At 26.5% G+C, this 12,815-nt stretch carries 9 protein-coding genes; all 9 read right to left on the reverse strand.

The features are described from left to right. Positions 1-184 precede the first annotated feature (184 nt). The 9 genes from GQS58_RS16495 to GQS58_RS16535 all read right to left on the reverse strand — a co-directional run bounded on the left by GQS58_RS16495 (position 185) and on the right by GQS58_RS16535 (position 12,717). Complete coding sequence (locus GQS58_RS16495; RefSeq protein ID WP_166387934.1) at positions 185-1,960, reverse strand: RNA-directed DNA polymerase; 1,776 nt, start codon at positions 1,958-1,960, stop codon at positions 185-187. A 175-nt stretch (positions 1,961-2,135) separates the two neighbouring features. Next, positions 2,136-2,729, reverse strand: coding sequence for a hypothetical protein (locus GQS58_RS16500; protein ID WP_166387936.1), 594 nt, complete (start codon positions 2,727-2,729; stop codon positions 2,136-2,138). Positions 2,730-2,890: 161 nt separating this feature from the next. Continuing rightward, on the reverse strand, positions 2,891-3,739 hold the full coding sequence (locus GQS58_RS16505; protein WP_166387938.1) for an AbaSI family restriction endonuclease: 849 nt from the start codon (positions 3,737-3,739) through the stop codon (positions 2,891-2,893). Positions 3,740-3,912: 173 nt separating this feature from the next. Then, complete coding sequence (locus GQS58_RS16510; RefSeq protein ID WP_166387940.1) at positions 3,913-6,537, reverse strand: NACHT domain-containing protein; 2,625 nt, start codon at positions 6,535-6,537, stop codon at positions 3,913-3,915. 158 nt (positions 6,538-6,695) lie between these two features. Beyond that, positions 6,696-7,361 carry an HNH endonuclease gene (locus GQS58_RS16515; protein ID WP_166387942.1) on the reverse strand — a complete coding sequence of 222 codons (666 nt, stop codon included), beginning with the start codon at positions 7,359-7,361 and terminating at the stop codon, positions 6,696-6,698. Between the two features lie 183 nt (positions 7,362-7,544). Next, positions 7,545-8,888 (reverse strand): Shedu immune nuclease family protein, encoded by a 1,344-nt coding sequence (locus GQS58_RS16520; RefSeq protein WP_166387943.1) that lies wholly within the window; start codon positions 8,886-8,888, stop codon positions 7,545-7,547. A 691-nt stretch (positions 8,889-9,579) separates the two neighbouring features. After that, positions 9,580-10,302 carry a hypothetical protein gene (locus GQS58_RS16525; RefSeq protein ID WP_166387945.1) on the reverse strand — a complete coding sequence of 241 codons (723 nt, stop codon included), beginning with the start codon at positions 10,300-10,302 and terminating at the stop codon, positions 9,580-9,582. 775 nt (positions 10,303-11,077) lie between these two features. Further along, the gene (locus GQS58_RS16530) at positions 11,078-11,848 is read right to left on the reverse strand and encodes a nucleotidyltransferase (protein ID WP_166387947.1); all 771 of its coding nucleotides are present in this window, start codon (positions 11,846-11,848) and stop codon (positions 11,078-11,080) included. 2 nt (positions 11,849-11,850) lie between these two features. Beyond that, positions 11,851-12,717, reverse strand: coding sequence for an S-4TM family putative pore-forming effector (locus GQS58_RS16535; RefSeq protein ID WP_166387949.1), 867 nt, complete (start codon positions 12,715-12,717; stop codon positions 11,851-11,853). Positions 12,718-12,815 lie beyond the last annotated feature (98 nt).

Consider the following 12,815-nt stretch of genomic DNA (forward strand, 5'->3'; position numbering starts at 1 on the left):
ATTTATTAATTCAATTATTAGATAAAGTTTCATTTTAATTACTGCCAACGTTGTTGTATATGGTTTGTTGCGTGTTTAAAGCAACTAATTTAGTAAATAATTACCAACCAAGAAAGTCCGCGAGGACTTTCGTAAGTAGGCGAGAAGCCAGCAATAAATTATATACGGTGTTGTGTAAAGTTTTTTAGTAACGATCATCATCATCATCTTCTTCTTCGTCTTCGTCACGCTCAGTAGGAATCATACTAAATTCAAAACCAGGTAAATCGTCAAACCCGGGTAAGTCCTCTAAATTTATTCCTTTTTCTAGTTTCATTTTTGGTCTTATTTGATTATCAGAGTTATAGAATGAAATGTCAAAATCTATTAAAATATTTAAAAATTCATTATCTAATATAATTTCATTATCCTCAAACTCCAACCAATTCTTTTTTATTGTTTCATAAATTAACAACCAATTTTCACCAGTAGTACTAGAAGTTTTAAACTGCTCTTTAATTAATTTCAATTGTGGTTTTCTTCCACTGTATAAATTCTTATTAATTAAATCTAAGCATAATATTTTAGAAATAGAATCCTTACTTTCTAATATTAATTCTAAAATTTCTTTATCACATTTAATTTTAAATGAAATAAATACCCATAAACACCAAGAGACTTCGAAAGAGTGGTTAAGAATTATATGCTCTTGAATTATTGTTGTTAATACATTTTTAATTTTAACTTTAGATTTATTATCTAGATAAACTTCATATGTTAAAATAATTTCAAATATTAAATCTATTACACTGGTATTAATTATTAGTGTTTGAAGTAAAAAGGAGAGAAATATTTCCCATTCTTTTTCTTTAATAGTTATTTCTCCAATTTTGAACCTTTTTAAAGCATAATGAATTATCCAAGATGAATTTTTCTGATTAGAATTAATTGTTTGGTGTAAGAGATTAAAGAAATTTCTTAATTCAAATTTGTCAGAATGAACAAAATTATATCTGTCAAAATGGTCAGACCATAATTCAATATATTGAAATGGGAGATTATTAATACTTACTTTACTTTCATTTGTTTCTAATTGAAATTCATAAAGAACTTGTTGAATTATTTTTAAAGCATTTTCAGCATCATTTCTTGTGTTAAAATATAAATAATAATCATCATAATATCTCGTTCCAGAATGATTAATTAAACTTAATCTTTTATTAATTTCAAAATCAATTCTATTTCCAATAATTTCAGCCAAAATAAATGATGTATCTGGGCCAATAGATAAACCTATACTTTGTCGGTCATTACAATTTCTAACGAGGTTATCAATAAAATCAGCAGATTTATATGCTTTAGCTTCTTTATTGTTTTGTTCTAAAAGTTTGTCCCATCTTACTTTATCAGTTGCAGATATTTTAAATAATTTTTTAGCTTTTTCCTTACCAAGTATTGCCCAAGGAATTGAGTGAGTATATATTGTAGGATAAAATTGAGAAATATCTAATCTTAATTCTATTTTTTTATCGAAAGATTTTTCAATTATTTCAAATTTAAAATTGCTCCATGAATTACTCTTTGTTCTGACGGCTCTCTTCGCACCTGATTCAATTGGTGTGCTTTCTGAATATGGACTTAGTTTATATGTTTTCCTTAATAAACTCCAATTCTCAATGATTGCCTTTGAAAGGTCTAAATATTGTTTAGGATTAGGTAATGCAAGTTTTCTTCTTGAATAAATTCCTTTTGATATACTAAAGATAGCCAATTGTGAACTAGTATATTTCCCATATTTTTCTATATATCTTTTTTTTGCTTTTGGTTTAGTTTCCCCTCTTTTTTGTTTTTTTTCCTCCTTAATTATTTTCTCCCACCGATTACTAATAATTTGATGTTTTTCAGCAAATATTTTTGTTTCAAATGGAGGAGGAAGTTCTTTTGGGAAGTATCCTTTTTCTAGTAGTTTTTTTAAATTCATTAAAGTTTTTCTTCTTCTTTAGTTCTGTTTTAAATTTTACACAACGTTGTTGTGTATTTAAAGTTGCGTTTTAAGTGAACGGCTATTTTCCGAAGGAAAATTGTTGTTCACAAAAATGCTACTACTTTTGGTTAGGCTAAATATAGCAATTTTTAATACACGGTGTTAGGCACTTTTATTTTTTTTCAATAGGATTTTCAGTATTTTCTGCTATTAAATTTTCTTGATATTCCATCATTCCTAAATCTCCATCTGTAACTGTCATAGAAAATAAATCTAAGAAAATTCCCCAATATTTTCTCCAAATAGTTTTTGGTTTCCATTCAACTCTTGGAACTTTATTCTTTTCAAGTTCTTTTTCAATTTTAAATATTTCCTCCCAGTTTTTTATGTGTAATCTTTCAGACGTTTTAAATAGTAAACCTTTTTTCTCTTTTAGTTCAATCTCGGTTTTATGTTTGTCAAATTTCCACTTTTTAATAGAGTATTTTAAATTCGATAATTTAATTTTCCTGCTTTTTATATTTTCTCTATTTATAATTAATAGTGATTCAGAAAATTCAATATTCGTAATAGCGGGTTTTATGTTTTTTAGATAATAAATATCGAATAATAGATTTATAACTAATGGAAATGAAAAAATAAATTTAGAAATAAAATGCCATTCAGAATATTTAATAATGTAGGTTAAAAGACCAATTCCGAGTACAATATAAATCAACCATTTTAGTTTGTCGGTTTTTGTATTTGTAGCCTTTATTATTGTCATTCAGGATTTGGTTTTTAATTGTGCCTAACGTGTTTGTATATGGTTTGTTGCGTGTTTCAAGCAACTAATTTAGTAAATAATTACCGACCAAGAAAGTCCGCGAGGACTTTCGTAAGTAGGCGAGAAGCCAGCAATAAATTATATACGGTGTTGGCATTTCGTTATTTTTTCATTTCAAATCGAGTATCAATTCGTTTATAAACCATTCCATTTTCAGGACTTGACCTTTCTTTGTCGGTTACAAATATTCCTTTGAACTTGTATAAAATGAAACCTAAATTATCAATACTTCGTGGAAAGACAATTCTTTTTATTGGACTATTTATTAAATCGTAATAATGAGTGTCTTTTCTGCCTTCTATTTTACATTTTTCTATTATAGTCTTTCCGTCTTCAACCATTTTGTTATCCCAATCTGCATTTTCGTAAAACTTCGGAAACCATAAATTATGATTTTCATAAACTTTACTTTTAAACCAAGCTCGTTGAACACCTTTATAGTTTTGTCCCAAACAATTACTTGCATCTAAAATTGTTCTAAATGCTGGATTTTCTTCAATATCCAAATAACCTTTTTCTCTGTGAAAGTTTGGATTAAATTCTTTTTCTAAATCCCAAGGTTTGAATGTATCGTTTTTAATTTTAGCTAATCGTGAATTTTTTACATTCTCAATTATTTTGTCAACTTGTTCATTAATGAAATTAATATCATTAGTTATTTTGACTCTTTCAATTTTATGATTAGTAGCTTCGATTATATCAGTTTCACGATTTATGTCAAGTTCTTTTTGTTTGTTATGAAACGGTTCGTCAATTTCAATATGTAAGTTAAATTGTGGAAAATACATATCAGTTAATGCGTGTCCATTTGGTCGATTTACATATTGTTGAGTTGTAAATTTTATATCACTTTGATTAATTCCGTGCCAAATTCGAGTAATTACATAATTTTCAAAATTCTTTTTGTTCGTTTTGGAAATCTGCTTAATAATATAATCTAATTCTGTCAATTTTAAGTGCTGTTTTTAATGAATGCCAACGTTGTTGTATATGGTTTGTTGCGTGGTTTAAGCAACTAATTTAGTAAATAATTACCGACCAAGAAAGTCCGCGAGGACTTTCGTAAGTAGGCGAGAAGCGAGCAATAAATTATATACGGTGTTAGGCACAGTAATTTTCTTTATTATAAATTATTATTTTCGTTATAGACTAAATCAAAATTTTCAACAAATTCTTTTACTTGAAGATTAATTTCTTCCTTTTCTTTTTCAGGTCTCAATTCGATTAGTTCATTGAATGTTTTCTTAAAGTTTTCGTCACTTATGAAATGCCCAACATCTTTTGCTAACCAAATTAAACTATCACTCATTTGAGAAAAGAATAAAAGTGATTCTTTCCACCAAACTTGAGTCATTAAATATGGAATATTAACACTTCTGCTTGTCAATAATTCTGAAGCCGCTAAATGTTCTTGGTATCTTAAATGGCCAAAACCATATTTACCAGTATCTGTCATTGGAACTAGTATATTACAAGGGTCAATTAGCTCTTTTAAAGCTTTTTTTGACATTTCTGGTGATAAAGTTCTGGACAAACAATTGATTGCGAATTCTTCTAGTTTAGAATATTCAAGTTCTCTAATAAATTTGGAATGTAAATAATAAGCTATCTTCTTTGATAGATATTCAAGATTATGTGGAGTGGTTGAAATTCTTGAAGGGATGTTCTTTACATTATCATAATAACCAGCTAATAGTTTTAAGCGATTATCATAAAGTTTAATTTCTGTATTTGGCAAAGGTAAATCGTGTTTTGCTAGAACACATAAAGTTGTTGTCAAAAGAGGATTTCTTGTAGTTTCATCGATGGATTTATTTTTCTTAAAATGAAGAATAACCTTTTCTTTTGCATCGCTATTATCATCTTCAAACCAATTATTTATAAATTGATTTCTTTGTGTTTGAGTGAATGGCAATAAAGTTACAGTTAAAAAATCTAACTTTTCTACGTATTCGCCAGTCATCCTTGAGGTGACAATAATTTGTAATGAATTTGCGTATTTTTTAGCCAAATAGTTTATGGCTTCAGGTAACCATTCGTTAGATTTTATTGATTCATCTAATCCATCAAATAAAACAACGACTTTTTTTCTGTTGAAAATATCTAATATTTCGTTATTAATTAAATTTATATTTTTTGATTGTAAGTATTCACATATGGCTAAATCTAATGATTCTATTTTTGTGCTTAAATCTATTTTCTTACTGTTTAAAGACCATTTTTGAACTAATCTAATTAATGGTGCCCACAAAATTATTCGTTCTTCATTCTCTTTATTATTTATAGCGTACATCTGTAAACTTGTAGTTTTTCCTGCACCAGCTTCTCCTAATAATACGAGATTTAAATTAGTGTCAAAAATTTTGTTTATAGGTAACTTAAATCTTGTAGAATCCAAAGATTTTCGAAATACAACTTTCTTGATTATACCTAAGGATTGTAAAATATGTACGTTGCCAAGGAGTATAAAACTTCGTTTGAATATTATATCACATTTTTGCAGATACAATTTCAATTCATTTTTGGACGGAGCTTTAGAATTGAACTTTGAAATTTCAGTTTTTATAAATTTTTTATCTTCTTCTAAAAGTGCTTCAATTTTATTTCCATTTATTGAAAAATAATATTTAGGCACTATTTTTTTTAGAGAATGTTTTTCAATGTTTTGTGAAATTTTTTCAATTTCTTTTTCAATAGATAAAACGTCTGATAACTTTTTCTCTAGTTCTTTGATTTCAGACTGTTCTCTTTTTATTTGTTCTGAAAGAGCTTTGTTTTTGGATTTTTCTTTGATTTGTTTTTTTAATAGATTATTATGAACATTTCGTGCTTTTCGATAATAATTCCAGTTTCTTTCATTTTTTTTAACCGCCTTTTTAAAAACGTCTTCTTCTTTGCTTAATTTAATTTTGAGTTTTTGATTTGCATCTTCCCATTTTTTAAACTGTATATACTCTTCGTTATAAGCTGCTTTAACGTCTTCAATATTTTCATTTAGAATAATATCAATTTCCTGTCTACTTAGTTTTCCAAAGTCAACTTGAAAATTACCCCACTCTTTTTTATCTAAATTAAATTTTTCAATTTTACCTTTAAATTCTAGATTAAAGAACAATTTTGTAGTGTGCTTACCTAATGAAAAATCTATATCTGTGTAGATTGATTTTAAATTTAATTTTTTGTTAAAACCTAAAGCTTTTAATAAAATATCATTTGTTAAATTTTCTGAGGAGTAGTAAGTCAAATCAATATCTTCATTTATTAATTTACTTGCAATTTCAGGACAATTTTTTAGGATTAATTCTGACAATCTATAACCATCAATTATTTTAATTCTATTTTGATTAATGTCTGGGTAATCAGAAAATCTACCTTTTATGTTTTTAGAATCTATTTCTTTAGATGATATTAAGTAAACTTGTTCTGGGATATGAGAAGATTTGTCAGAGTATTGAACTCTTTTTTGTAAACTCATGGTGAGCTGATTGACTACATTTTGAAAACTCTTTCCTCCAGAAGCTTTATTCGTGAATTTAAAGTGTTTTACCTGAGCAACTATTAAAACTATTTCTCCAAGTGGGTCTTTTTTCCAACACAATAAATCTTTTCCTTCTTCATCTGTTCCTCCATAAAATTCAACCTTTAGAAAACCTAACTTTTCTAATGTTGGTTTAATAACAGTTTGGGTCAATTCATTTTCAGGAATTTGTTGGATTGCTGAATAAATTTTTCTTACTTTTTCGGTCATTTTTTTTTATTGTGCCTAACGTTGTTGTGTATGATTAGTTGCGTGTTTTAAGCAGTGAATTTACTAAATAAAGCACGAACGGCGAAATTCCGAAGGAATTTCCCAAGTGAGCTAAAACCAGCAATTAATTATACACGGTGTTAGCTGTAGTATTTTTTTTAATCAAATGTAAAGTTTTCTGGAAAAACCCAACCTATAAATTCAGCTTCTTCGTAGAATTGCATAAAAATTGCAAATACTCCAAAACTATCTAAATATTGATATTTAAACACTTGTGGATTATTATAATCTCCAATTGTCAGAATTTGTGGGTTCAAATCTTTTTTTAAGAAATCGATACTTGCAAATACGTCAACATTTTCATTTATAAATCTTTTTGAAAAGCTTTGTATAATTCCTTTTGCAGGTTTTTCTTTATGATAAAAGTAAATTCCTCTAATAATCTTTTCTATAAATAATTCAGGTTCGTTTTTATTTAATTCAAGAAACAAATGAGGTTTTCCGTTAATTTCTCCGAATTTTGTTTTTTGTTCTAATTCCTTAACAAAGTTTTCTTTTTCTTTTCTCCTTAATCCTCTGATTACTCTGTCAAGTAAATCATTTTCAGCAACATAATTAGTCCGAAATGATTTAATTAAAAATTGAAACTTTTCATCTAATTGAGAAAAGTTATTGTTGTGTTCTTCACAAGACGGAATTGTCATTAAGTTTTCTCGATAACCTTTCGGGAAAAAACTAAAAGGTGGAACGTGTTCTCTTTTAGTTGATTCTTTAGTTAAACTTTTCCCACACCAATAACATTTTTTAGGAAGATTGTTTTTCAAAATTATTCGTGTTTTTTTTGAGTTTCGTGGAATATTACAGCTAACGTTGTTGTGTATGATTAGTTGCGTGTTTTAAGCGACTAATTTAGTAAATAAAACACTAACCAAGAAAGTCCCAAAGGACTTTCGTAAATATGCTAAAACCAGCAATTAATTATACACGGTGTTGTAGGTAGTGTTTTATCACAAATTATCATCTTCACTTAAAATTATATTATTTTCTTCAAGTATGTTAATCAAAAAATTTAACTGTTCTAAACATTCATCATATGTGATGATTTTTATATTTTTCTGATTATTTCTAAATAATTCAAAAGATCGTTTCATTTTTTTTTCTTCAAGGTTTGATAGTTTTCCAATGATTACTATTCCTTGCACATTATATGCCTCAACATTTCTGTCATCCGAATTCTTAATTAAAGACGCTATATCAGTTTCTAATTGATATTTTTGAGTTAAAATTTGAGATATTGAACCTGATAAATCTTTTGATGCTGAAAAAACACCCTTCCCTCGATAAGGTTTTTTTGCTAATAATGACGCTCCAGGCCTTTTAATTTCAATAATAAATGTATTATTTGTTATTTTATGTTTGTGTAAGAAATCAGGATATTGACCTTCTGAATTATCAAAAGATTTACCACCTATATATGCTTGATTATTAAATTGAATATATGGCGAACCTGAAATCATAGTTAATAATAAAGGGTTCTCCTCAAAAAACTTTTGGTATCTTGATTCAACATGATTGTTTGTTAATATTTCTTCAAATTCTGATGCCAAAATAGATAAATAACTTAAATCAGTATTGTATTTTAATTCAGAAATACTTTGTTTGTCGTTTTTTGATATTTTGTTAAAGTTGGTGTTTCTTAAAATTTTATATATAATATCTTTTCTGGGTTCTCTTTTTAATTCAGGGTATTTATCAGGGCTAATAGAATGTAAAAGAGTATTATGTATAAAAGATTCCTTTGCTAAATAACTCTCTTTGTTAAATAAATCATGATTTCTATCAATTCCCCTGCGGATTTTGTCGTAATCATCATCACTTATTATAATTTCGTTGTTTTTGATATTACTTTTTTGTATCGTTGAGAAAGTTACTTTTTCACATTTTTGTAAATGTTGACTTAAAATTGATAAAATTATTTTATATTTTTTTTCAAAACCAAGTCCAAATTTTAACGTTTTAGTAAAACCTTTTGGAAGTCCATAAATAGCGTCATCATGAGAATCTGTTTTTTGAATATCAATTTCATACCCTTCAAAAACTAATTTTGTAATATTGTATTTAGATTTTAAATAATATGTTGAATTTTCGATTGTATTAATAGGATATATAACAGTAATGTTATTTAAGATATCAATATCAACTAATGTTTTTTTTCTTTCTTTTTTTATCTCACAGATGTATTCACATGTAATATTATTTTCATTCCTATCAATCTGAATTAAACTTGTAAAATCATGCATGTTAAAGTTAGAATTATCATCAGAGGTAAGAAAGGTTGAAAAAATATCCATTAAGATTAAATTATATGTTATTACTGTTGTTGATTTTTTTACATTACCTACAACGTTGTTGTATATGGTTTGTTGCGTGTTTCAAGCAACTAATTTAGTAAATAATTACCAACCAAGAAAGTCCGCGAGGACTTTCGTAAGTAAGCGAGAAGCTAGCAATAAATTATATACGGTGTTAGCATTTCGTAGTTTATTCGTTGTTAATATTTCCTATTGTATTTGAATAAGTTGTTCCATATACATTAAAAAACTCAACTACAATGTCATATGCTTTTATTAAATTATAAATACTAAAAAATATTACTGCGTAACTTGAAATTTGTTTAAATGTAATAATTTCAAAAAAACAATATTTAATTTCTGCAAAAATTGAAATTATATAAACAACAATTAAACTTATTACTAGAATTTTAATTATGCTTTTATACTTGTTTTTAAATGAATTAAATGAATTTATTTTTTTTAAGAAATTATTAAAATTAGAATTAGAGAAGTAGTGAGTTACTACAACCATATTAAACCCAAAGAGTATTGATAAGCAATTAATGCTTGTTGAGTATAAATCCTTTGAAATTATTGAATAATTAAAATCAATTATGGCATATAAAATCATTACAGTAATTGCTATTAAAAAGCTTCTGTATTTTCTCCAATAAATCAAACATGTTTTTGTTAAATTCTTGACTTTCATTTATAATTGATTTGTTAAAAGTTCATATACTTCTTTATAGTCAAATATATTACCTTCTCCATTTTTTGATAATTTTACAGGTATTTTTTGAATGATTGAATGATTATTAAATTGAAATAAATTATCATCATTACTTCCTTTAAAAGTTACTTCACCAACATTATATTCATCAACTAATTTTTCGTACATTTTAACAACTTTTCTCTTACTCGTTTTTAAATCATAATTTATATCTAATTTAAAATCTTCAGCTTCTGACAAATCAATAATTTGGTTATCAAAATTCAGCAAGTCTTTAGTAAATAGTGTTTTTTGTTGTAAAGATTGAGGTTTTATTACTATTCCAGTTAATTTTGAAATTTTTGATTCAAATTCATCTATTTCAACTAAACGATGATATATTTTAAATTCTACTTGAAGTAATTCTTCAATTAATTTATTTGTCTTTTTTGAACTATCTAAGCTTGAGTATATATGTTGTTCTTCAATGTTTATTAAAATAAATATTTGTTCCTTTAATTGTTCAAGTCCATTAACAACTCCTCTTTTTGTTTCTTTTGTTTCTTGATCAGACCAATCATCTGGATAATTATGACCATAAAGCTTTTGGTGTAAAAAAAAATAAGTATTATTTTTTTTTATAGTTTGAACATATTCTGAATCATGAAATTCTATTGATTGGAAGTCAATCTTTTTTTCATATTTAAATGCGTAAAAATTCATGATTTATTGTTTTAAGTACGTGATTTTTGGTCTATGAATGCTAACGTTGTTGTGTTATGGAAAGTTGCGATTTTTGTGAACGGCTATTTTCCGCAGGAAAATTGTTGTTTGCAAAAATGGAACTGACTTTGGTTAAGCTAAAATTAAGCAATTTTTTTTACACGGTGTTAGCAAATGCGTGTTTAATTTTTTTACTTATTTTTCCGTAATTTCTATTTTCTTTTTATAATTTTTTCTCGACTTTAAAATTCAGATTTCGAGTAAGAATTCGCTCTTTTGCTTTTTTAGAGTTTGAGTAAATTCAACGTTTTACAATTCCGAAAACTTGCTAAATGTTAGAGTTTTTTCAACTTTAACTTTTCCTTCAATTATAAAATATCGAATAAATATAAAGCGGTTAAAGTCATAATTATTATTAATGCAACTTGGAGTTTTCTTTTTCGATTAGCCTTCGTTTTTCTTATTTTTAAATTGTGTTCAATTATTTTTTTCTTTTTGTCGATGTTCTTATTGTTTATGCTCATTTTTCTTTTTTCTATCTCAAGATATTTAATAACTATTTTTTTTCGTAAAACTTTGAAGCAAAAGTCTTATTTAAAAGAACTTATGCCTTTCTGTGGCGATTCAACCCAGTTTTTGCTAACGTTTTTGTATATGGTTTGTTGCGTGTTTTAAGCAACTAATTTAGTAAATAATTACTGACCAAGAAAGTCCGCGAGGACTTTCGTAAGTAAGCGATAAGCCAGCAATAAATTATATACGGTGTTAGCACCAGTTATATTTCTTTTTGTATTTCTATTTCAGCATAATAATTCATTCCTTTTTGTTCGTAAATTTTTGCTTGTGCGATAATACCTTTTAAACGAGTTATTTTCGAAGTATTATATATTGATTTTCCATATGTGGATAATCCCTCAACCGCAGAATAAAAATAATCTTTCAAATTTGTACAAGAATAGAACCATTTATCTAAAACATATCTTTCTATTTCATAGGAAGAATATACTTTACCATTTTTTACGTTCCAATACTTTAAAAGTTGAATTAAATCTCTAATAAGATAATTGTTTTGGTTGTGTTTATTGTTTAATTCGGTTTTCATACCTGTTGGATTTGATGAAATCCAATTCGTGTAAGAACTTGCTGGTGCTGGTATGTAATAATTTCCCCAACTTTCATATGCAGGTACTAATTCAAATTTAATTGAACTTAATTCTATTACTATAGTTGGCGAAGATTGTTTTATTTCATTTCGAGAGTAATTAGCATTAGCAAAAGTTAGCAACCTTGTCATTAAAGTTTGTGGTTGATAATTCGCACCGTCATTAAAAACTACCATATAATCAACATCTGAATTTGGGTCTTTACTTCGACGTAAAATTGTTCGTCTATCATATGAACCAAAAACAAATTTTGAATTCAAATTATTGAAATAATTTCCAAGCTTTCGAGATAATGTATTTATAGAAGTATCTATAGAATTTCTTTCCCATTCAGCAATTTTGACTGCATTAATTGTGCTTTGAAGATGTGTTAAAACTGACATATTTAAAAATTATTCTGAATTTTAATAATTAGGTTATCAATGAATTTTTCATTGGTTGATTTATTTAGTCTATAAAACCAATCAGGAACTTTTTCGGTTACAGTTCTTTCTGTAAAAATAGTGTCTTGTATTTGTCTTAACTGTTCTAAACTGGTTATTGTTCTTGAAGTTTTATAGTTATCTAATTCAGAATCAATGTAGCTTAAAGTTTCGTTTTTAGAAGTTATATGACTCTTCAATGATAAAATATTTTGTACACTGAAAACCAAGAAAGGAATAGAAGGTGAAAGAAGGATTAGTAAATCAAAGAAACCTATGTTTTTTGTAAATCCAATAATTATATAAATCAGATAATACAAAACCGTAATAATGGCAAGAAATCTAACAAATTTTTTGCGTTGATTGATTTCCCAAGAAAAGTTAATTCTTTGGCAAAGGATAATCGCTATTTCTTTTGGTAAAGAATTGTCAATTTCTATTGAATACCAATTTTGTAAATCATTATTTTTGTATTTGGAAGACAATTCTTGGATTGTATCAATATTAATTTTGCTTTTACATAGTACTTTATTCCAATTTAATCCGAATAATTCTGTGTCAAATTGTTCTTGTATTGTTGCTCCTTGTGTTGTTTTACTTTTTCGATATAATTCGGTTAATAAGTATGCAATAGTCCATAAAACACCAAAAGCATTTATAGCATTTTGAGATTCCGGTTTCATTAAGGCGATTAAAGGAAATAAAATTGCTATTAAAATACTAATTACATCAAAAAACTGAAATCTTTTACATTGACTGTAAGCCATTCTTTGAGCTTTTAATAGTTCAATTAGATTAGGATTATTCTGTTCAGTTGTAATGTTGTTCATAGGTTTGTTCTAATTGGTGCTAACGTTTATGTGTATGGTTTGTTGCGTTTAAATATGCGAGCATTTTCCCCAATAAACCAACGATAATAAATAATAAA

Source organism: Polaribacter sp. 11A2H, from assembly GCF_011379025.1.
Lineage (GTDB): Bacteria > Bacteroidota > Bacteroidia > Flavobacteriales > Flavobacteriaceae > Polaribacter.

Bases quoted from the DNA above. Each gene is read 5' to 3' on its own strand.
- GQS58_RS16495 (WP_166387934.1), bottom strand. From the start codon at position 1,960: ATGAATTTAAAAAAACTACTAGAAAAAGGATACTTCCCAAAAGAACTT.
- GQS58_RS16500 (WP_166387936.1), bottom strand. From the start codon at position 2,729: ATGACAATAATAAAGGCTACAAATACAAAAACCGACAAACTAAAATGG.
- GQS58_RS16510 (WP_166387940.1), bottom strand. From the start codon at position 6,537: ATGACCGAAAAAGTAAGAAAAATTTATTCAGCAATCCAACAAATTCCT.
- GQS58_RS16520 (WP_166387943.1), bottom strand. From the start codon at position 8,888: ATGGATATTTTTTCAACCTTTCTTACCTCTGATGATAATTCTAACTTT.
- GQS58_RS16525 (WP_166387945.1), bottom strand. From the start codon at position 10,302: ATGAATTTTTACGCATTTAAATATGAAAAAAAGATTGACTTCCAATCA.
- GQS58_RS16530 (WP_166387947.1), bottom strand. From the start codon at position 11,848: ATGTCAGTTTTAACACATCTTCAAAGCACAATTAATGCAGTCAAAATT.
- GQS58_RS16535 (WP_166387949.1), bottom strand. From the start codon at position 12,717: ATGAACAACATTACAACTGAACAGAATAATCCTAATCTAATTGAACTA.